The sequence below is a fragment of the Nocardioides sp. NPDC054178 genome, from assembly GCF_055585005.1.
This window is the reverse complement of the sequence record NZ_JBVJKY010000003.1, coordinates 253,553-271,663: the sequence shown is the minus strand read 5'-3', so window position 1 is coordinate 271,663 and position 18,111 is coordinate 253,553. Positions and strand designations below refer to the sequence as shown.

Below are 18,111 nucleotides of genomic sequence, written 5' to 3'. Positions count from 1 at the left end.
CTCGAAACCTCGGACGTCGGTTCGGTCATCCATCATGCGGACCGGCCACCAGCGGCGTGGGGCTCAGGCAGGCGTCGCGAGGCGCCCGAACGCGGAGCGGTGGAACACGAGCGGCTGCCCGGCGTCCGGATGCTCGATCGCCTTGACCTCGAGCAGCACGATGATGTGGTCACCGGCCTCGACCTCCCGGTGGATCTCCGTGTCGAAACGGGCGATGCCGTCCTCGACGACCAGGGCTCCCGCGTCGGAGGTCGAGGTGAGGATCCCGTCGAAGCGGCGCTCGGGCTCGCCGCTGAGCTGCCGGGCGACGGCACCGTGATGCTCGGCCAGGACGGTCACCCCGAGCCGGCCGGCCCGGCGCAGGTCCGGCCACGTCTTCGAGGTGGCGGCGATCGAGAAGGACACCAGCGGCGGATCCAGACTCTCCGAGCGGAACGAGGAGGCCGCCAGCCCCACCGGAACACCGTCCACGACGGCAGCCACGGCGACCACACCCGAGGGGAAGATGCCGAACGCCCTGCGCAGCTGCGCAGCGTCGAGGTCCTGGTTGGTCGGGAACGGTGCCTGGCTCATCCGCGGACCTCCAGCAGCGCCTCGATCGTCGGCCGGGTGGCGTCGAGCCAGCCGGCATAGGCGGCCGGGTCGTCATGGTCGGCGTCGATCACGTAGACGCCCCGTCCGGGCACGGTGGCACCGAGCTCGGTGAGGACGGGGCGGAGCGTGAGCTCCGGCGCGAGCGCGTGAGCGGGTCCGGCCCCCAGCATCAGTGGCACCGCCAGCCCGGTCAGGCCGGTGCCGCCCGCGAACCGGTCCAGGAACACCTTGAGCAGACCGGTGTAGGCGGACTTGTACGTGGGTGAGGCGACGATCACGAGGTCGGCCTCACCCACCTGCTTCACCAGGTCGGCGACCGCGGAGCTGCTCCAGTCGAGGATCTCCGCACCGAGGTCGGCGAGGTCGACGACGATGTCGGCGTCGCGACCGAGGAGCTCCCGGTGCAGCAGGACCGCCGCGGCCAGCGTACGGCTGGCGGGTCTGGGGTTGCCGACCACGACAGCCGTGGTGGGGGCCGGCCGGACGCTCCCGGTCATGCCGTCGCCTGCTGCTCGCTGTGGACCCGGTTGGCCGGACGGGCCAGGCCGTAGCGGTCGCGCAGGGTCTCGCCCTCGTACTCGGTGCGGAACAGACCACGGTCCTGGAGGATCGGGACGACCGTGTCCACGAACTTCTCCAGGCCGCTGGGAAGCACCGCCGGCATGATGTTGAAGCCGTCGGCGGCTCCGTTCTCGAAGTAGTGCTGGATGGTGTCGGCCACCTGGACCGGCGTACCCGTGAACGTACGGTGGCCGCGGCCGCCACCGAGGCGGGCGATGAGCTCGCGCAGCGTGAGGTTCTCCCTCCTCGCCAGATCGACGATCAGCGTGTAGCGGCTCTTGGCGCCCTCGATCTCGTCCTCCTTGGGCAGGAGGTCGAGCGGGAGCGGCTTGTCGAGGTCGAGCGTGTCGGGGTCGAGGTTGAACCGGCTCGCCAGATTCCGCTTCTGGTGCTCGGGGTTGATCAGCCGCTCGAGCTCTTCCTCCAGCTCCCGTGCCTCGGCCTCGGTGTCGCCGATCACCGGCACGATCCCGGGAAGGATCTTGATGCTCTCGGCGTCACGACCGTGGCCGACGGTGCGGGCCTTGAGGTCGGCGTAGAAGGCCTGGGAGTCCTCCAGGGTCTGCTGAGCGGTGAAGACCGCTTCCGCCCAGGCCGCGGCCAGCTCCTTGCCGTCCTCGCTGGAGCCGGCCTGGACGAGCACCGGCCAGCCCTGGGGTGGACGCGGAGAGTTGAGCGGGCCGTCGACCCTGAAGAAGCGACCCCGGTGGTTGATCGCCCGGACCCTCTCCTTGAGCGTGTGGACGCCGGCCTCCTTGTCGGCCACGGTCGCATCGTCGGCCCAGCTGTCCCAGAGCTTGGTGACCACGTCGATGAACTCGTCGGCGCGGGCGTAGCGCTCCGCGTGGGCCGGCACGTCGTCGAGGCCGAAGTTGCGGGCGGCGTCGGCACCGGCGGTCGTCACGATGTTCCAGCCGACCCGGCCGGCGGAGGCGATGTCGACGCTCGCGAAGCGGCGCGCGAGGTTGAACGGCTCGTTGTAGGAGGTCGACGCGGTCGCGATCAGACCGATGTGCTCGGTCGCGCCGGCGATGGCCGTGAGCAGGACCGTCGGCTCGAGCTTTCCCGGTGGCCGCCGAGACGGGTCGTTGCTCTGCACCGGGCCGTCGGCAAAGAAGATCGAGTCGAGCTTTCCGCGCTCGGCGATCTGCGCGACCTTCTTGTAGTAGGCCACGTCCCAGATCGCGTACGGGTCGGACTCGGGCAGCCGCCAGGCCGCCTCGTGGTGACCGACGTCCATGATGAAGGCGTTGAGGTGGAGCTTCTTCTCGGGCGTGCTCATGCGGGGGTCTCCTCGTGGATGGTTTCGGGTGCGCCGTCCTCGCTGACGCCCAGGGCGGTCAGCAGCTGCGCGCGGTACTCCTGGAAGCGGGGATGACCTGCCGGGTGACCGTCGGGCAGGTCGATGGTCAGATCGAGCGAGAAGCGGCCCTCGTCGATGACCAGCACGCGGTCGGCGAGGTGGATGGCCTCGTCGACGTCGTGGGTGACCAGCAGGACGGCCGGGCTGTGCTTGCCGAGCAGCTCACGGAGCAGGCCGTGCATCTTGATCCGGGTCAGCGCGTCGAGCGCACCGAACGGCTCGTCGGCGAGCAGCAGGTCGGGCTCGCTGACCAGCGACCGCGCCAGCGCGGCCCGCTGCTGCTCACCACCGGAGAGCTCGTGCGGCCACGCCTTCTCGCGTCCGGCGAGACCGACCTCGGCAAGCATCTGGCGGCCCCGCTGCTTGATGCCCGCGCCACGACGACCGAGCGTCACGTTGTCGAGGATCCGCGCCCACGGCAGCAGCCGGGAGTCCTGGAAGACCAGCGAGACCTCCTGCGGTGTCCACAGCTCGCCCGAGCCGTCGACGTCGTAGTCGAGGCCCGCGACGGCACGCAGCAGCGTGGACTTCCCCGAGCCGCTGCGCCCGATCAACGCCACGAACTCGCCCCGCGCGATGGTCAGGTCGACGTGGTCGAGGATCGTGCGGTCGCCGAACGCCCTGACCAGCCCCTCGACCCGGACAGCCACATCGGCCGTGACCGCACCGGTGGTCACTTCTGCAGCGTGTGTCGCCACGACAGCACCTTCCCTTCGAGGAGACGCACGAGCGCGTCGGAGGTGAAGCCGAAGATGCCGTAGACCACCAGACCGACGAGGATGATGTCGGACTGCGCGTACTGCTGGGCCTGGGACATCATGTAGCCGACCCCGGAGGTCGCGTTGATGGTCTCCACGACGATCAGCGCCATCCACGAGCCCACCACGGCGAGCCGGAAGCCGATGAAGAAGCCGGGGAGGGCGCCCGGGATCAGCACCTTCCGGATGTAGAGGAGCTTGGACAGGCGCTGGGCTTCGGCGAGCTCGACGAGCCTGCTGTCGATGCCGACCAGCGCTCCGTAGGTGTTGATGTAGATCGGGATCAGGACGCCGAGCGCGACGACGGTGACCTTGAACTCCTCGCCGATGCCCAGCCACAGGATGAGCAGCGGGATGAGCGCCAGGTTGGGGATGGCCCGCTTGACCTGAAGAGTGCCGTCGACGAACGCCTCGCCGACCCGGGTCAGACCGCCGACGACCGCGAGGACGACACCCGCCGTGGTCCCCAGGAAGAGTCCCAGGAGCGCACGGTGCAACGACGCCGCCACGTTCTCCTGGAGCCGCCCGCTCTGGAGGAGCTCCCAGGCCGTACGTGCGACCACGTCCGGGCCGGTGAGCAGGCGGGGGTCGAGCAGACCGGCCGAGGCCGCCGCCTGCCAGACGGCGACGACCAGCAGCGGGCCGAGCAGCCGCGCTCCCGGGACGGACTTCGCCCGTCCGAGGCGGGACTTCCTGGCGCGGTCCTTGACCTGGACCAGGCCGGCCTCGTTCGGCACCTCCGACGGGCGCCGACCGACGGGTCGGGCGAGGCTTGCGACGGAGCGTACGAGTGCAGTGTTGGACATCTCCTACCTCATCTCGTGTACTCGGCGTCGACGAACTGGGCGGGCAGACCTTCGAAGCGGAAGTCGAAGAGCTCCTTGGCGTCGAAGGTCTTGATGAACTCGCCCTTCGCCAGCAGCTCGATGGTCTGCTGACCCCAGGTCACCGCGTCGTCCCACTTCTTGGGGAACAGCGGCTTGTTGGTGTCCTTCCAGATCAGGTCCGCCTCCGCCGGGCTCACGCCCTGGTCCTCGACGTAGAAGGCCTTCTTCCAGGCCTCCGCGTTCTCCCAGGCCCAGACCTGCGCCTGGGACCAGGCTCGGACGTAGTCCTGGACGGCGAGCAGGTTCTCCTCCTTCGCGAGCACCTCGGTCGGCGACCAGAGCACGGTCAGCAGGTCGACCTCCTCGGCCTTGATCGCCCGGGCGCCGTCCCGCTCGTAGTCGGCGAGGTACTTGGCGGCGTCGGCACCTCCGGTGACCGCCACATCGACCTGCTTCGCCTGGAGCGCCGTGAGGAAGCCGGTGCTCGGGAGCGCGACCAGCTCGACCTCGTCGTAGCCGATCCCCGCGGTGTCGAGCGTGCGCAGCAGTACGACGCCCTGGGCCTGGCCCTGGGAGAAGGCGAGCTTCTTGCCCCTGAAGTCGGCGAACTCCTTGATGTCGGTGCCCGGGGCGGTCGCGAAGACGTAGGTGGGCTTCGGCTTCTCCGCCAAGGCGACGACCTTGGCGTCGAAGTCGATGTCGTGGGCCTGGATCGGCGGGATCAGCGCGTTGCTGGCGAGGTCGACGGCACGGGCACGGAAGGCCTGGATGACGTCAGGCCCCGCGCTGGCGTTGACCCACTCCTCGACCTTGAACCGGAGTGGGTCGACGGCGGCTCCGGCCACCTCGAGCTGGAGCTGGGTCGACCGGCCCGCGATCTTGAGGCTGGTTGCGGCAGCCGGAGCGCCGCTGGGCAGAGGCTTGGTCAGCGCGCTGGTCGCCACGCCGGCTTCGCTGGAGGGGCCGCAGGCGCTCAGCACCGTGGTGCCGAGCACCGCTCCTCCGACGAGTCCGAGGAAGCTCCTGCGGCCGAGCGAGTGATGTGGAGTAGGGGTGATCATGCAAATATGATCAACTCACTCGACTTAAGCGACAACAATGCGCCTTTTTGAAATATGTCGAACGCGAGTGATCTACATCACACCGTTTCCTTCGACTAGGCGCGTTCCTTCCCGCGAGCGACGTCGGCGATCGCCTCCAGCGCCGGAAGCGCCGCACGAAGAGAGGCCAGCGAGTCGGCAGGGAGGTCGGCGAGGAGCTCGGCGAAGATCTGTGCCCGCCGGTCGCGCTGCTGCCGGGCGACCGCACGGCCGGCATCGGTGACCTCGGCGTGCACGACCCGGCGATCCTCGGCGTCGGGGACCCGGCGCACCAGGCCCCCCGCCTCGAGCTTGCCGAGCACCCGCGAGAGCATCGTGGGATTGATCCCCTCGAACTCGGCCAGCTCGGCGAGCGGGATGGAGCCCTTGCGGGCGATGGTGAACAGCACCATCATCTGCGTGCGCGGCACGTCGTCGCGGTTGGTACGCCGGTCCAGAGCTCGTACGGTGCGGTGCAGCGCCACCCGCAACCGGGTCACGCTCTCCTCGTCGAACCCGTCGAACCCGTCGAATCCCTGGACCCCGTCGATCCGCTCGGCGCCGGACACCGCACCCACCTATCCCTTCATCACCGCGGCCTGCCCGACCACGGTGTGCTGCGCCATCGCTGCCCACAGGTCGGCGTACCGGCCGCCGGCGGCGAGCAGGTCCTCGTGGGTGCCATCCTCCACGATGGCACCGTCGTCGACCACCAGGATGCGGTGCGCCGCTCGAGCCGTCTGCAGCCGGTGCGCGATCAGGATCGTCGTACGCCCGCTGGAGACCAGGCCCATCGCCCGCTGGACCCCTGCCTCGGTGGCCAGGTCGAGGTTGGCGGTCGCCTCGTCGAGCAGCAGGATCGCGGGATCGACGAGCAGGGCCCGGGCCAGCGAGAGCAGCTGCCGCTGTCCCGCCGAGAGCGACCGGCCCTGTTCGGAGACGGGGGTGAGATACCCCTGCGGCAGGTTCGCCACGAACTCGTGCGCACCCACCTCCCTGGCGGCCCGCTCGACCTCCAGGTCGGTCGCCTCGGGCCGGCCGTAGGCGATGTTCGACCGGATCGTGCCGGAGAACAGGAACGGCTCCTGCGGCACGAAGCCGAGCTGGTGACGGTAGGCGGGCAGGTCCAGCCGGCGCAGCGGTGTCCCGTCGATCGAGACCACTCCCTCCGTGGCGTCGTGGAAGCGGGCGACCAGCTTCATCAGCGTCGACTTGCCGGCACCGGTGGTGCCCACCAGCGCGACGACCTGCCCCGCCGGGATGGTCAGCGAGACGTGGTCCATCGCGGTGAGGCCTGTGGAGGCGTAGGCGAAGCTGACGTCGTCGAGGGAGATCTCCCCGCGGATCCGCGAGGGTGTGACCGGGTGCTCGGCCTCCGGCGTCTGGCTCGGTGTGCTCAGCAGATCGTCGAGCTGGCGCACGGCCACCTGGGCCTGCAGCCATTGGTCGAAGACGGTGGAGAGCTGCCGCATCGGCGCGAAGAACTGGTCGAGATAGAGCAGGAAGGCGATCAGCACCCCGGAGGTGAGGTCGCCGCCGGCGATCTGGTGCGCGCCCACGGCCAGCGCGACCGCCTTGGCGATGCCGGCGAGGAAGTCGACGAACGGAAAGAACCGCGCCATCAGCTCGAAGGAACGGGCCCGCGCCTCGAAGTAGCGCTGCGAGAGCCGCCCGAACCTGGCCTCGTTGGCCGACTGCTGGCCGTACGCCTGGCTCACCGTCACGCCGGAGAGGCTCTCCTGCATGTCGGCGTAGAGGATCGAGATCCGCTCCCGGGCGACCAGGTACGCCCGCGAGGACGCCTTCTGGAAGAGCCACCCGGTGATCACCAGCGGGATGAGGACGGGCGCCACCGCCAGCGCGAGACCGGGGTCGAAGAGGGCCAGCACGATGGCGATACCGAGGCAGCTGACCAGGCTGACCAGCGCGGTGACCAGGCCCTGCTGCAGAAGATTCGAGAACGCCTCCACGTCGGAGGTCATCCGGGTCATGATCTTGCCGGCCTGGTTGCGCTCGTAGTAGTCCAGCGAGAGCCGCTGCAGATGGGCGAACGTACGCACCCTCAGCCCGAAGAGCATCCGCTCGGCGGTGCGCTGGGTGAAGTAGGTCATGAACCGCTGGTTGCCCCAGATCACCCCTTGGAGGACCAGCAGCACACCGCTGATCAGCCACAGCGTCCTGACCGAGTCGGCGACGACGCCGTGGTCGACACCGAACCGGATCAGCGCCGGCGCCGCCAGCCCGCTGACCGCGTCGAGCAGCACCAACCCCGCGGCGAGAGCCAGCGGTTTCCGGTACGGCGCGAAGACGTGCCACATCGAGAACGACTTCACGGGCGCCTGCATCGCGGCCACGTCGACCTCCGGGTCTCCGGCCAGCGCAGGCAGGTCATCGACCCTGGCGAGCAGCTGCGGGGACACGGTGGCCAGCGAGGCGAGCCGGGCGGAGGAGTCGGTCCCCGGCCCTCCGGCGGTGCCGCTGCTGCTCGCCGACGCGGCGCTCGCGAAGACGCTGACCTTCGCCGCGCCGTCCCGGGCGACCCCTGCCGGCCACGCGCGCGGGTCGATGTCCTCCACCGGCGCCTCGTCCGGCGTCACGTCCTCCGCGTCCGGTCCGGCGAGCAGCTCTCGGAAGAGCTCCGAGCGCTCCAGCAGGTCCTCGGTGGAGCCTTGGTCGACGACCCTGCCCCGGTCGAGCACGACGACCCGGTCGGCGAGCTGCAGGGTCGAGGGCCGCTTGGCGATCAGGATCGTCGTACGCCGCGAGAGCACCGCGTCGAGGGAGTCATGGATCGCGTGCTCGGTGCGTGCGTCGATCGCCGAGGTCGCGTCGTCGAGCACCAGCACCCGCGGGTTGGCCAGCGCGGCCCGGGCCAGGGCGATCCGCTGCCGCTGACCACCCGAGAGCGTGAAGCCACGCTCACCGACGACCGTGTCGTACCCGTCGGGCAGCCCGGCGATGAAGCCGTGCGCGTGTGCGGCGACCGCCGCACGCTCGATCTCCTCCGCGCTCGCGCCGGGCCGGCCGAACGCGATGTTCTCCCCGATGGTGGTGGAGAACAGGAAGCCCTCCTCGAAGACCATGCCGACATTGCTGCGCAGCGAGTCGAGCCTCAGGTCACGCAGGTCGGTGCCGTCGAGCGTGATCGCGCCGGCGACCGGGTCGTAGAAGCGCGCCAGCAGCAGGGCCAGCGTCGACTTCCCCGAACCCGAGGCCCCGACCAGGGCGACCCGCTCCCCCGGTTCGATGCGGAGCGTGACGTCGCGGAGCACCGGATCGCCGCCCGGGTAGGCGAAGTCGACGTGGTCGAGTGCGATCCGGCCCTCGGCGACCTCGAGCGCCACCGCGGACGGGTGGTCCCGCACGGCCGAGGTCGACTCCAGCAGCTCCATCACCCGCGCCGCGCCCGCCCGCGCCTGCTGGGAGGTGGCCATGATCGTCGAGAGGAAGCGGACCGGCGTGACCAGCTGCACGACGTAGCTCGCGAAGGCCGTGAAGACCCCCAGGGTGACCTGTCCCTGCATCACCAGCCAGCCGCCGAAGGCGAGGATCGCGATCTGGGTCAGGCCCGGGAAGACGTCCATGGTCGCGCTGAAGCGGGCGGTCATCCGCGCGGTTCGGATCCGCGAGCGGAACAGGGTCGTCGCCTCCTCCTGGAGGGCCTCCTGCTCCTGGGCCTCCTGGCCGAACGCCTTGACCACGCGTACGCCGGTGACCGCCTCCTCCACGACGCCGGCGACGGCACCCTTGTAGAGCTGATCGGTCCAGCTCGCCGGGAAGAGCCTGTCACGGAACCGGATCGTGACCAGCAGGAACAGCGGCACCGCGACCACCATCACGACGGTCAGCAACGGCGAGAGCAGCAGCATGCCGAGCAGCGCGACGGCCAGGAGCGTGATGTTGCCCCAGAGCATGCCGGTGTGCTGGATGTACATCTGGATCAGGGTCAGGTCGCTGGTCGCCCGAGACATCACGTCACCGGTGCGGAACCGGTCCCGACCGGTGCCGTCGAGGTGCTGGAGGTGGTGGTGCACCGCACGCTGAAGATCCCGCTGGCTGCGCGCCGCGGTGATGAAGCCGAGCCTGCGCCGCAGATACTGGAGCCCGAAGCCGACGGTCACCGCGACGACCAGGATCGCGATCCACAGCGTCAGCGACCGCTCCTGACTCAGGATCGCGTCGTCCACGATCACGCTCTGGATCACCGGGATGACCCCCAGCATGGTCTGGGCGATCACCGAGACGGCGATCGCCGCCCGGATGCGGATCAGGTTGTCACCGAGGTACGGAGCGAGCAGCTTCAACGTACCGACCCGGTCGGACGCCCCGGCGGGGCGCTGGTCGGGATTCCTGCGGACCATCTGGTCACCACCTAATATTTGCCTATCGGCAAGCATATGGCTCGCAGGCACTCGCGGTAAATAAAGTCGAGCGACTTAGTTTTCTTTTGCCCGAGACGCAACGCCTCCGACGAGTTGAGTACGTGGGCTCACGCGACGCACCCCCGCGGGCCGCTGCAATGGTCCTATGGACACCGGAGCAAGACCCGTCGCGCCCAGGCGGCTCGACTGGCTGAACGACGAGACCGCCCGCTGGGTGGACGAGGGCATCCTCGCCGAGGAGGCCGCGGACATGATCCGAGGACAGTACGTCGCCTCGAACACCGGCTCGCTGACGCGGATCATCTCCTACCTGGGCGGAGCGTTCCTGGGCGTCGGGCTGCTGTGGCTCGTGGCGACCAATCTCGACGCGCTCTCGCCGCTGGTGCGGTTCGTCGGGATCGTCGTCGTCTGGCTCGCGTTCACGGTCGCCGCCGAGACGCTCCCTCTCCCCCGACCGCTGCGCGGCGCGTTCCGCGGCATCGCGGCGATGAGCTTCGGCGGTGTCGTCCTCCAGGCCGAGCAGAGCCTCCAGGTGCCGGCGTACGAGCCCTCCCTGGTGGGGTTGTGGGGGCTCGGGGCGCTGCTCTACGCCTACGCGAGCAACGCTCTGGCGCCGCTGGTCGTCGGCATCGTGACGACGATGGTCTGGTTCGACTGGCAGGTGGTGGCGAGCAGCGAGAGCGTGTTCGCCGGGGTCTTCGCGGTGCTGGTCGGGGGCGTGGTCGCGACGGCGCTGGCCGCGCTGCACGATCGACGCAGGGAGCCGTTCGCGCAGGTGTGGCGGCTGGCCGGAAGCGTACTCGTCCTGGGTGGCCTCTTCGTCGCCGCCGTCCCGCAGATCGGCGATCACGACCTGGCGTGGAGCCCGACCCTCCTCGTGGCGCTGGTGGCCGCCGTGCTCCTCGTCGTCGTCGCGGCGGTGCGTACGGACGGGCTGTCCAGGTGGGAGGTGCTGGCTTCGGCCCTCATCGTGCCGATCGGGCTGGCACTGGTCGCCTGGGACCCGCAGGTCGACGACCTCGGCTCCGTGTCGGGCCAGGCGTGGCTGTCCGCGTTCGTCAGCATCGCGGTGTACGTCGTCGTGGCCGGTGCGGTCGCCGTCGACGGCTCGGTGCGCAGCCGGACGCTGCTCGTCGTGCTCGCCACCGGCGCGCTGGTCGTCTTCACGACCATGCAGAGCTTCGCGGTCTTCGCCCCGATCATGTCCGGCGCGACGCTCTTCCTGATGCTCGGCGTGCTCCTGCTCGTCACCGGCTTCGTCTTCGACCGCGCCCGCCGAGGCGTGGCCGCCAACCTCAGTGAGGCCCTCTCATGAACGCTCGCACCCGGGTGGCGCTCGTCTGCGCCCTCAACCTCGGCCTCGTCGGCCTCGCCGTCGCCGGCCAGCTCTCCGCCCGTGTCACCGGCGAGGAGATCCGGCTCCGCGTCGAGCCGGTCGACCCGATCGACCCGTTCCGCGGCGCCTACGTGGACCTCTCCTATGCCGGGATCAGCGCGCGTACGACGAAGGAGACCGGCGATGCGTACGTCTCGCTGGCACGACGTGGCCAGGTCTGGGAGGCCACCGGCGTCACCACCGCCCGGCCCAGCGAGGGGCCGTTCCTGAAGTGCCACGACGACGGCTGGCGGCTCAGCTGCGGTATCGAGAGCCTCTTCCTCCCCCAGGACCGCGCCCAGGAGATCGAGACCGAGGTCAACGGCGGCGACGCCGTCGCGGTGGTGAAGGTCGACTCGCGCGGCCACGCGGCCCTCATCGCGGTCCGGACGCCCTGACGATCCTCACCCTCCGACCTCGGCCGACCTGCGCGCCTGGGCACGGAACTGCGTGGGCGATGAGCCGACCACCCGGCGGAACGCGGTGCTGAAGGCACTCTCGGACCGATAGCCGGTGGCTCGTGCGAGCTCGGAGATCGACAGCGCATCGCGGGAAAGAGCGTCGCGGGCCAGGCTCATCCGCCACTGGATCAGGTACTCCAGCGGTGGGACCCCGACGTGGCTCTTGAAGGCCTGGGCGAACGCGGAGCGTGACATGTGGCTGATCTCGGCGAGCTCGTTGAGGTCCCAGGGGTAGGCCACGTCCGCGTGCACCGCGCGAAGGGCGGCGCCGATGCCGTCCTCGTTCAGGGCGCCGAGCCAGCCGGTCGGCCGGTCTGTCTGCCCGGCGTGCGCACGCAGCATGTGCACGAGCAGGATCTGGGCGAGGTGGTTCTGGACCAGCGGGCCGCCTGGAGCGGTGAGGCCGACCTCGGTGGCCAGCAGGTCGATCAGCTGACCGAGGCGGTTGCCATGCGGATCGCCGGCGCGCACGATCACCAGCGGCGGCAGGAGATCGGTCAGGAGGGCCGCATTCTGGTGATCGAACTCGATGTGCCCGACGCAGAGATAGAGATCGTCCTCGGAGGCCGGGCCGATGCGGACGAACCCCTCCTCGGCACTCGCCCACACCTGCTCCGCGGGGCGCGGGCTGGCATCGGGCGTGCTGGCCAGCACGTACGGCGGCGGGTTGCCCAGCATGAAGGTGTCGCCCTCCTCCAGGAGCACCGGTTCATGCCCTTCGAGGATCAGCCAGCAGGTGCCGCGTACGAGACCACCGATCCGTACGTGCAGGAACGTGTCGAAGCTCAAGGCCCACTCCCCCGTCGCCTGAAGGCTGGGGCCGACCACCGTGCGGGGCCTGAGCAGTCCGATCGCGTCGGCCACTGGATCTCGGAAACCGAGCACTACCACCACCTCCTGGACGATGCGTAAAGAATACCGGACTCTGACTTATGGATCTTCCAGCAAAGCGGCTGCACTATCGATGTCGTAGGTAGATCACCTGCACACGAGTACGCCCTGCACGGGGCGAGTGATGGAGAAGACTCACATGGGACAGCTGGACGGCAAGACGGCAGTGGTCACCGGTGCGAGCAGCGGGATCGGCCTCGCCACCGCGGTGAGACTGGCCGACGAGGGCGCGTACGTGTTCGTCACCGGGCGGCGCGAGACCGAGCTGGAGGCCGCCGTCAAGACCATCGGACCGGATCGTGCAACGGGGGTCACGGGCGACATCTCCGAGCCGGCCGACCTGGACCGGCTCTACGATGCGGTCCACGCCCGCGGCACGGGGGTGGACGTGCTGGTGGCGAACGCCGCGGTCGGCACGTTCGTGACGTTGGAGCAGACCACCGAGGAGCACTTCGACCAGACCTTCGGGGTCAACACCCGAGGCACCCTGTTCACCGTGCAGAAGGCGCTGCCGCTGCTCAACGACGGCGCCTCGGTCATCCTGGTCGGCTCCACGGCGGCCGATCGTGGCATGGAGGCGTTCGGAGCGTACGCCGCGTCGAAGGCTGCGGTCAGGTCTTTCGCACGGACATGGTCGGCCGAGCTCAAGCACCGCGGCATCCGGGTCAACGTGGTCTCCCCGGCATGGATCGAGACCCCTGGAGGCACCGCGGCCTTCGGCGACGAGGAGACCGCCCGCGCCATGAAGGAGCACGTCGCCGCGACCGTGGCCAAGGGCCGCATGGGCCGGCCCGAGGAGGCTGCGGCTGCCATCGCGTTCCTCGCCTCGGAGCAGAGCAGCTACATCGTCGGCTCGAACCTCTACGTCGACGGCGGAGCGAACCAGACCTGAGCACGGACCCGAGCCCGCTTTCCGAGGTCGTGGAGGGCAGCCGTCCCGCTGCCCTCCACGATCGGTCCACACCAGGTGATGCTCACTTACGGAGGAACTCCGCGAGCGCTGCGTTGACCTCGTCGGCGTGGGTCCACAGCAGGCCGTGGGGAGCGCCCTCGACCTCGACGTAGTCGGCCCCGGGGACGGCGGCGTGGAAGCGGCGTCCGGTGGCGTCGATGGGCAGGATGTTGTCCTTGGTGCCGTGCAGGATCAGTGTCGGCTTGCCGGCTTCGCGAACCGCTTCGACGTCGCTGCGGAAGTCCTCGATCCACGAAGAGACGACCGCGTACGCGGCCACCGGAGCACTACCGACGGCGACGTTCCAGCTGCCGGTGACGGCTTCCTGGCTGATCCGAGAGCCGAGGTTCTCGTCCAGGTTGTAGAAGTCGTTGAAGAACTGGGTGTACCAGGCGTAGCGGTCGTTCTTCGCGGCCGCGGCGATCCCGTCGAACACGTCCTGCGGTACGCCTTCGGGGTTGTCGTCACGCTGCACGAGGAACGGCTCGAGGGACGCGAGGAAGGCGAGCTTCGCGACCCGCTCGTGTCCGTACCTGGCGATGTACCGCGCAAGCTCACCGGTGCCCATCGAGAAGCCGACGAGCACGACATCCCTCAGGTCGAGCGTCTCGAGGACCGTGTTCAGGTCGGCGGCGAACGTGTCGTAGTCGTACCCGCTGTCGACCTTGGACGAGTTCCCGAAGCCGCGCCGATCGTAGGTGATCACGCGGTAGCCGGCAGCGAGCAGCTCGCGCGTCTGCTTCTCCCAGCTGTGACCGTTGAGCGGATACCCGTGGATGAGCACCACCGGCTGGCCGGTTCCCTGATCCTCGTAGTACAGCTCGATCGGCGCGCTGTTCTCCTGACCCACCGTGATGAAAGCCATCATCTCCCCTTCCTGTACGACCAGCGCGAGGCTGGCAGCTCGTTGACCTCATGGACAGTGTGCCTCCAGGCGAGCGATCCCGATGGGGGTTCCGCCCGCGGCTGGAGCTCAGAGGTCTTCGGGCGGGGCCATGCGGTAGACGAACTCGCCGAGACCTGACTGCGCGATCGCGAAGAGCGTGCCGGCGAGACCCTCCTGGGTGGCGGCCATGCTCAGGTCGCCCAGGCGGACCGCCTCGAACCCCGCATCGTGGCTGAGCCGGGCGACGACATCGTGGGCCTGGTCGTCACCGGCCCACAGGCCGCTCGGGCGTACGCGGGCGTCGGCGACCCGGCCGAAAAGAGAGGCGAAGTTGGTGCTGAACGCCTTGGCCGTCGGTCCGCCGGTGACCGACTTGACGTACTCGGCGTTGGAGGAGAAACCGGCCGGGGGCCGCACACCGCCGTAGAGGTTGGTGGCGTCGAGCACGGTCTTGCCCTCGAGCCCGGTGACGGATGACAGCGCCGCTTCGACAGCGGCGCCGGGGACGGCGAGCAGGACGGCGTCGGAGGCACTGGCGTCACCGCCGCCACGCCCCAGCCTCGTCACCTGGTGACCGGCACGTTCCCACAGATCCGCCAGGCCACCGCCGATGTTGCCGCGTCCGATCACCGTGATCTTCATGCTCGCCACTCCTTGTCCTGGTCGCCCTGGTGCTCGTGGAGGCGGAGCGCGCCCGAGGGGCAGCGGCCGATCACGTCCCGCAAGGTCTGTGCGGTCTCCGCCGAATCAGCGTGGGTGGGGTCGATCCACGGCCGTGCGGCCGTGTCGAAGACGCTGGGCATGCCGCGTACGCACTCGGCGGCGTGCCGGCACACATCTGCGTCGAAGGAGACGTCGACCACGGGGCCGGTGTAGGTCTTGCGCGCCATCCTCAGTCCGTCGCCGTCGATGCGGGGACACGCTTCACGAGGGAGATGTACTCGGGGTGGCGGCCGATCCAGCCCTTGATGAACGGGCACAGCGGCATCACCTTGCGCTGGCTCGTGTCACGTACGTCGTCGAGCGCGAACCGGGCGATCGCCGCGCCGACACCCTTCCCCTCGAAGGCGGGGTCGACCTCGGTGTGGGTGAACACGATCAGGTCGGTGGCGAGGATGTACTCGGCGAACCCCACCACGGATCCGCCCACACGCGCTTCGTAGCGCAGGCGCTCGGGGGCATGGGCGACCTCAACATCGATTTCCGTCATCTCTTGTCCTTGCTCGGGGGCCTGCATGCTTCGTGCGCCATCGGGACAGCACCTGTATCTGTTTGCACAAGCAATGATATGAGGAAGGTGAGGCAAATCAAGGAGCGTCACGACGGTGTCGCTGCGCGGCGGCGACCGAGAGAGGCGACGCCGGGATGCGCCCGGTGTCAGCGACCTCGGCGGCGAACCGGCGGCCCGACCTCGGCCTGGGCGATCGGCGCGAGCGCATCGGCCAAGGCGAGCAGATCGAGACTCTGAAGGTGGTCCATGACGTGCCGGCGGACGCTCTCGAGGTGCGCGGGCCAGGCCTGCTTCAAACACTTCAGACCGGCCGGGGTCAGGCATGCGAGCTGGCCGCGACCGTCTGCCACCGAACGCATCCGCTCGACCAGACCGCCCCGCTCCAGCCGCTCCACCACCCGGGTCAGCCCGCTCACCGAGATCGCCACATAGTTGGCGAGCTCACTCATGCGCAACGAACGCTCGGGAGCCTCGGACAGGTTCATCAGCACGGTGTACTCGGTGAGGGTCAGCCCCTCTGCCTGCATGAGGTCGGCATCGAGCACCCGCGGAATCACCACAACCGCACGCGCCAGAGCGCGCCAGGCCGCCTCCTCCTCCGGCGAGAACGGGGCAACCTTTCCAGCCGTCGTACGCCGATCGTCCATACCGTCGAGGCTAGCGTGCAGTTGCTTGACGTGGGCTGGACACCGCGCGCCGTGAGCAGGTTGGCCACCTGGTTGGCGGCATGATGCAGCTCCAAGTGGGTCATGCTCGCAGGGCCGCACACCAGAGCGATGCGATCTGGGTACGCCGCGGCGCTCCGTTCCATCAACGTGGCGAGGTTGTACGGGGGCATGTCTCGTCAGTCTCCTGGGTTCGGTTGGTTACGACGTCTAGCCGCGGAGGGCCGAGGCGAAGATCGCCGGGAGCTTGCCCCAGCTGGGCTTGGCTGCGAAGTAGGTCAGCCGCCGGGCCGTCACTGCGGCGGTGCGGTTGGTGACGAACCACGGTGGCCGCGGCGAGATCGCCATGACCCCGGTGAACACCGAGCGTGGGAACGGTCGGAACGGCCCTCGTACGACGGTGCGTTCGGTGTGTGCGAGCAGCAGGGCGTTGTGGACGATGCCGATGCCGCTCTGCGCGTCCTCGAGCGTGTGACCGGGGAAGGCTCCCCAGGTCGCGCGGGCGGTCAGGTAGCCGACGCCGGTCCAGGCGTTGATCGCGACGGTGCCGTACCGGAGCTCGGCCACTGCTCGGGTCAAGGTCTGTCCCAGCTGCCGGATCGTGCGCGGGTGGATGACGATGTTGGCGCCCAGGGTGCCCGCCAGCTGGTTGTTGGCGAAGTCGACGGCCGTGCCGAGGAACTCCTCGGCGTCACCGGGCAGGTGGGTGATCGCCAGCACCGGTCCGAAGTATTCGGTAGTGAAGGCCGCGTCACCGGCGGCCGGGACGTTATTCAACAGGATCCGCCGGCCGTCGCGGACCTCGGTGGCGTCAGGGTGCTCCTGGACGGCCGCGGCGCACCGCTCGTCGCTCCCCGGGTAGTAGGCCGCACGGCCGGACGCCTTCGCATAGGCCTGGTGGAGCGCCGCGAGGAAGTCGTCCTTCTGCGGCCAGTCCGCGCTCAGCACGAGCACCTGCGAGGCGATGCAGTTGTAGCCGTTGTTGTGGAGCTTCTGGGTGACGATGTGCTCGGCCTGGAACTCGAGGTCGCGCCGGGACCAGCGGCCGGGCACCACGATGGTCGGAGAGACCCCGCCGAGCTCGCTGGTGATCGGCTTGTCGAGCTGGACATTGCCACGCGCTTGGCGCGCCCGTCCCTCCTCACCGGGGCCGAACACGATTGCGTCGTGCGAATTCACGCTGCCCGTGATGTGCACGTGGTCGATGCCGGTGTGCGCCACGGCAGCGGACCCGACCTCGACGCCGCCGGTGATGATCCGCACCAGACCGAGCTCGATGAACCGGGCGAACACGTTCTCCAGGACCGGCAGCAGCGGGTCGGTGATCGGGTTGAGCTTGAGCAGGACGACGCGGTTGTGGGCGTAGAGCTCGTAGAGGGTGTCCAACGGGGCGATCGAGAAGATGTTGCCGGCGCCGAGGACGACGCCCACACCACCGCTCTCCCCCGGGGTCAGCTGCCCGAGCCCGGCCGCCTGCTCCAGCGTCTCCCTGCGTACGCCGGGGCGCGACCAGACCTCGGCGCTGAACCCGTTGAGGAGAAGTCGGTCGAACACGCTGTGGGGCAGCACTCGGACCGCCGTACGATCGCCCGGGGCCGGTGATGTGTGGAAGCCGTCGAGGGGGCTGTGACCCGACTCGAGTGCCGATAAGGAGGCTGACAGCGCGCCGATGCCGCTGAGCAGGGCGTAGGGGCCACTGAGCCACTCCTCCCCGGCAAGAGGTGAGCCGGCGGGCAGGCCCTTGATGTCGCAGGCGACGTCGATCCACTCCTGAGCGTGCCGCCGCGCGGCCTCACCGGTGGCGTCCAGGAGGTCACGGCGCTCGCGCAGGCTCAGGGTGGTCCACGTGTGGGCCCCGTGCCGGAGCTCCTCGACGAGGCTGTCGAGGGACATTCCGGAACCAGTTTCAGTAATCATCTTCAGACTTACCCTTCAATCGATCGAGCACTTCGATGTCCCTGCGCCTGCCCGGTAGGGCTGCGCTCAGGATCGTCATCCACTGGCGGCCGCCATGAGCTCGTCAAGACGTTCGGCGGGGAAACCAGGGCTCCGGTGTCTGTTGCGGCCGATCATCGTCGTGCTGGCG

At 69.3% G+C, this 18,111-nt stretch carries 19 protein-coding genes; 3 read left to right on the top strand and 16 right to left on the bottom strand.

The window, feature by feature from the left end; all coding sequences use genetic code 11:
- Window positions 1-63: 63 nt before the first annotated feature.
- The 8 genes from ACZ6WN_RS13855 to ACZ6WN_RS13820 form a co-directional block, all read right to left on the bottom strand.
- Window positions 64-573: a flavin reductase family protein gene (locus ACZ6WN_RS13855; protein ID WP_465865240.1), complete on the bottom strand. Its 510-nt coding sequence runs from the start codon at window positions 571-573 to the stop codon at window positions 64-66.
- Window positions 570-1,091, bottom strand: a complete 522-nt coding sequence (locus ACZ6WN_RS13850; RefSeq protein WP_465865238.1) for an NADPH-dependent FMN reductase — start codon at window positions 1,089-1,091, stop codon at window positions 570-572. The genes ACZ6WN_RS13855 and ACZ6WN_RS13850 overlap by 4 nt, the downstream gene beginning before the upstream one ends.
- Window positions 1,088-2,437, bottom strand: coding sequence for an LLM class flavin-dependent oxidoreductase (locus ACZ6WN_RS13845; protein WP_465865236.1), 1,350 nt, complete (start codon window positions 2,435-2,437; stop codon window positions 1,088-1,090). Before ACZ6WN_RS13845 ends, ACZ6WN_RS13850 begins: the two co-directional genes overlap by 4 nt.
- Window positions 2,434-3,216 carry an ABC transporter ATP-binding protein gene (locus ACZ6WN_RS13840; protein WP_465865234.1) on the bottom strand — a complete coding sequence of 261 codons (783 nt, stop codon included), beginning with the start codon at window positions 3,214-3,216 and terminating at the stop codon, window positions 2,434-2,436. Before ACZ6WN_RS13840 ends, ACZ6WN_RS13845 begins: the two co-directional genes overlap by 4 nt.
- Window positions 3,192-4,082, bottom strand: coding sequence for an ABC transporter permease (locus ACZ6WN_RS13835; protein ID WP_465865232.1), 891 nt, complete (start codon window positions 4,080-4,082; stop codon window positions 3,192-3,194). Before ACZ6WN_RS13835 ends, ACZ6WN_RS13840 begins: the two co-directional genes overlap by 25 nt.
- An 8-nt stretch (window positions 4,083-4,090) precedes the next feature.
- Window positions 4,091-5,164, bottom strand: a complete 1,074-nt coding sequence (locus ACZ6WN_RS13830; protein ID WP_465865231.1) for an ABC transporter substrate-binding protein — start codon at window positions 5,162-5,164, stop codon at window positions 4,091-4,093.
- Between the two features lie 95 nt (window positions 5,165-5,259).
- On the bottom strand, window positions 5,260-5,751 hold the full coding sequence (locus tag ACZ6WN_RS13825; RefSeq protein ID WP_465865230.1) for a MarR family winged helix-turn-helix transcriptional regulator: 492 nt from the start codon (window positions 5,749-5,751) through the stop codon (window positions 5,260-5,262).
- A gap of 9 nt (window positions 5,752-5,760) precedes the next feature.
- A complete protein-coding gene (locus ACZ6WN_RS13820) occupies window positions 5,761-9,543 on the bottom strand; it encodes an ABC transporter ATP-binding protein (protein ID WP_465865228.1) in 3,783 nt (1,260 codons plus the stop codon).
- Between the two features lie 166 nt (window positions 9,544-9,709).
- Between ACZ6WN_RS13820 and ACZ6WN_RS13815 the strand changes: the two genes are divergently transcribed.
- Both ACZ6WN_RS13815 and ACZ6WN_RS13810 read left to right on the top strand, forming a co-directional pair.
- The gene (locus ACZ6WN_RS13815; protein ID WP_465865226.1) at window positions 9,710-10,879 is read left to right on the top strand and encodes a DUF2157 domain-containing protein; all 1,170 of its coding nucleotides are present in this window, start codon (window positions 9,710-9,712) and stop codon (window positions 10,877-10,879) included.
- Window positions 10,876-11,337 carry a GDYXXLXY domain-containing protein gene (locus ACZ6WN_RS13810; protein ID WP_465865225.1) on the top strand — a complete coding sequence of 154 codons (462 nt, stop codon included), beginning with the start codon at window positions 10,876-10,878 and terminating at the stop codon, window positions 11,335-11,337. Before ACZ6WN_RS13815 ends, ACZ6WN_RS13810 begins: the two co-directional genes overlap by 4 nt.
- A 6-nt stretch (window positions 11,338-11,343) precedes the next feature.
- Here ACZ6WN_RS13810 and ACZ6WN_RS13805 read toward each other — a convergent pair whose 3' ends face one another.
- Entirely contained in the window at window positions 11,344-12,264 is a 921-nt protein-coding gene (locus ACZ6WN_RS13805; RefSeq protein ID WP_465865850.1) for an AraC family transcriptional regulator, read from the bottom strand.
- Window positions 12,265-12,430: 166 nt separating this feature from the next.
- On the opposite strand from ACZ6WN_RS13805, the gene ACZ6WN_RS13800 reads away from it, so the two are divergent.
- Entirely contained in the window at window positions 12,431-13,183 is a 753-nt protein-coding gene (locus tag ACZ6WN_RS13800; protein WP_465865224.1) for an SDR family NAD(P)-dependent oxidoreductase, read from the top strand.
- 82 nt (window positions 13,184-13,265) lie between these two features.
- On the opposite strand, the gene ACZ6WN_RS13795 is transcribed toward ACZ6WN_RS13800, so the two are convergent.
- From ACZ6WN_RS13795 to ACZ6WN_RS13765, 7 genes are all read right to left on the bottom strand, one after another.
- Window positions 13,266-14,108: an alpha/beta fold hydrolase gene (locus tag ACZ6WN_RS13795; protein WP_465865222.1), complete on the bottom strand. Its 843-nt coding sequence runs from the start codon at window positions 14,106-14,108 to the stop codon at window positions 13,266-13,268.
- 108 nt (window positions 14,109-14,216) lie between these two features.
- A complete protein-coding gene (locus ACZ6WN_RS13790; RefSeq protein ID WP_465865221.1) occupies window positions 14,217-14,771 on the bottom strand; it encodes an NADPH-dependent F420 reductase in 555 nt (184 codons plus the stop codon).
- Window positions 14,768-15,019 carry a (4Fe-4S)-binding protein gene (locus tag ACZ6WN_RS13785; protein WP_465865220.1) on the bottom strand — a complete coding sequence of 84 codons (252 nt, stop codon included), beginning with the start codon at window positions 15,017-15,019 and terminating at the stop codon, window positions 14,768-14,770. Before ACZ6WN_RS13785 ends, ACZ6WN_RS13790 begins: the two co-directional genes overlap by 4 nt.
- A 2-nt stretch (window positions 15,020-15,021) precedes the next feature.
- A complete protein-coding gene (locus ACZ6WN_RS13780) occupies window positions 15,022-15,339 on the bottom strand; it encodes a GNAT family N-acetyltransferase (RefSeq protein WP_465865219.1) in 318 nt (105 codons plus the stop codon).
- Between the two features lie 167 nt (window positions 15,340-15,506).
- Window positions 15,507-16,007: a MarR family winged helix-turn-helix transcriptional regulator gene (locus tag ACZ6WN_RS13775; RefSeq protein ID WP_465865218.1), complete on the bottom strand. Its 501-nt coding sequence runs from the start codon at window positions 16,005-16,007 to the stop codon at window positions 15,507-15,509.
- A complete protein-coding gene (locus ACZ6WN_RS13770) occupies window positions 15,914-16,171 on the bottom strand; it encodes an AMP-binding protein (RefSeq protein ID WP_465865849.1) in 258 nt (85 codons plus the stop codon). Before ACZ6WN_RS13770 ends, ACZ6WN_RS13775 begins: the two co-directional genes overlap by 94 nt.
- Before the next feature lie 64 nt (window positions 16,172-16,235).
- Complete coding sequence (locus tag ACZ6WN_RS13765) at window positions 16,236-17,918, bottom strand: aldehyde dehydrogenase family protein (protein ID WP_465865217.1); 1,683 nt, start codon at window positions 17,916-17,918, stop codon at window positions 16,236-16,238.
- Window positions 17,919-18,111: the final 193 nt, after the last annotated feature.

Bases quoted from the DNA above. Each gene is read 5' to 3' on its own strand.
- ACZ6WN_RS13780 (WP_465865219.1), bottom strand. From the start codon at position 15,339: ATGACGGAAATCGATGTTGAGGTCGCCCATGCCCCCGAGCGCCTGCGC.
- ACZ6WN_RS13790 (WP_465865221.1), bottom strand. From the start codon at position 14,771: ATGAAGATCACGGTGATCGGACGCGGCAACATCGGCGGTGGCCTGGCG.
- ACZ6WN_RS13815 (WP_465865226.1), top strand. From the start codon at position 9,710: ATGGACACCGGAGCAAGACCCGTCGCGCCCAGGCGGCTCGACTGGCTG.
- ACZ6WN_RS13785 (WP_465865220.1), bottom strand. From the start codon at position 15,019: ATGGCGCGCAAGACCTACACCGGCCCCGTGGTCGACGTCTCCTTCGAC.
- ACZ6WN_RS13800 (WP_465865224.1), top strand. From the start codon at position 12,431: ATGGGACAGCTGGACGGCAAGACGGCAGTGGTCACCGGTGCGAGCAGC.
- ACZ6WN_RS13775 (WP_465865218.1), bottom strand. From the start codon at position 16,007: ATGGACGATCGGCGTACGACGGCTGGAAAGGTTGCCCCGTTCTCGCCG.
- ACZ6WN_RS13820 (WP_465865228.1), bottom strand. From the start codon at position 9,543: ATGGTCCGCAGGAATCCCGACCAGCGCCCCGCCGGGGCGTCCGACCGG.
- ACZ6WN_RS13795 (WP_465865222.1), bottom strand. From the start codon at position 14,108: ATGGCTTTCATCACGGTGGGTCAGGAGAACAGCGCGCCGATCGAGCTG.
- ACZ6WN_RS13845 (WP_465865236.1), bottom strand. From the start codon at position 2,437: ATGAGCACGCCCGAGAAGAAGCTCCACCTCAACGCCTTCATCATGGAC.
- ACZ6WN_RS13835 (WP_465865232.1), bottom strand. From the start codon at position 4,082: ATGTCCAACACTGCACTCGTACGCTCCGTCGCAAGCCTCGCCCGACCC.
- ACZ6WN_RS13765 (WP_465865217.1), bottom strand. From the start codon at position 17,918: ATGTCCCTCGACAGCCTCGTCGAGGAGCTCCGGCACGGGGCCCACACG.
- ACZ6WN_RS13855 (WP_465865240.1), bottom strand. From the start codon at position 573: ATGAGCCAGGCACCGTTCCCGACCAACCAGGACCTCGACGCTGCGCAG.
- ACZ6WN_RS13810 (WP_465865225.1), top strand. From the start codon at position 10,876: ATGAACGCTCGCACCCGGGTGGCGCTCGTCTGCGCCCTCAACCTCGGC.
- ACZ6WN_RS13770 (WP_465865849.1), bottom strand. From the start codon at position 16,171: ATGGAACGGAGCGCCGCGGCGTACCCAGATCGCATCGCTCTGGTGTGC.
- ACZ6WN_RS13850 (WP_465865238.1), bottom strand. From the start codon at position 1,091: ATGACCGGGAGCGTCCGGCCGGCCCCCACCACGGCTGTCGTGGTCGGC.
- ACZ6WN_RS13830 (WP_465865231.1), bottom strand. From the start codon at position 5,164: ATGATCACCCCTACTCCACATCACTCGCTCGGCCGCAGGAGCTTCCTC.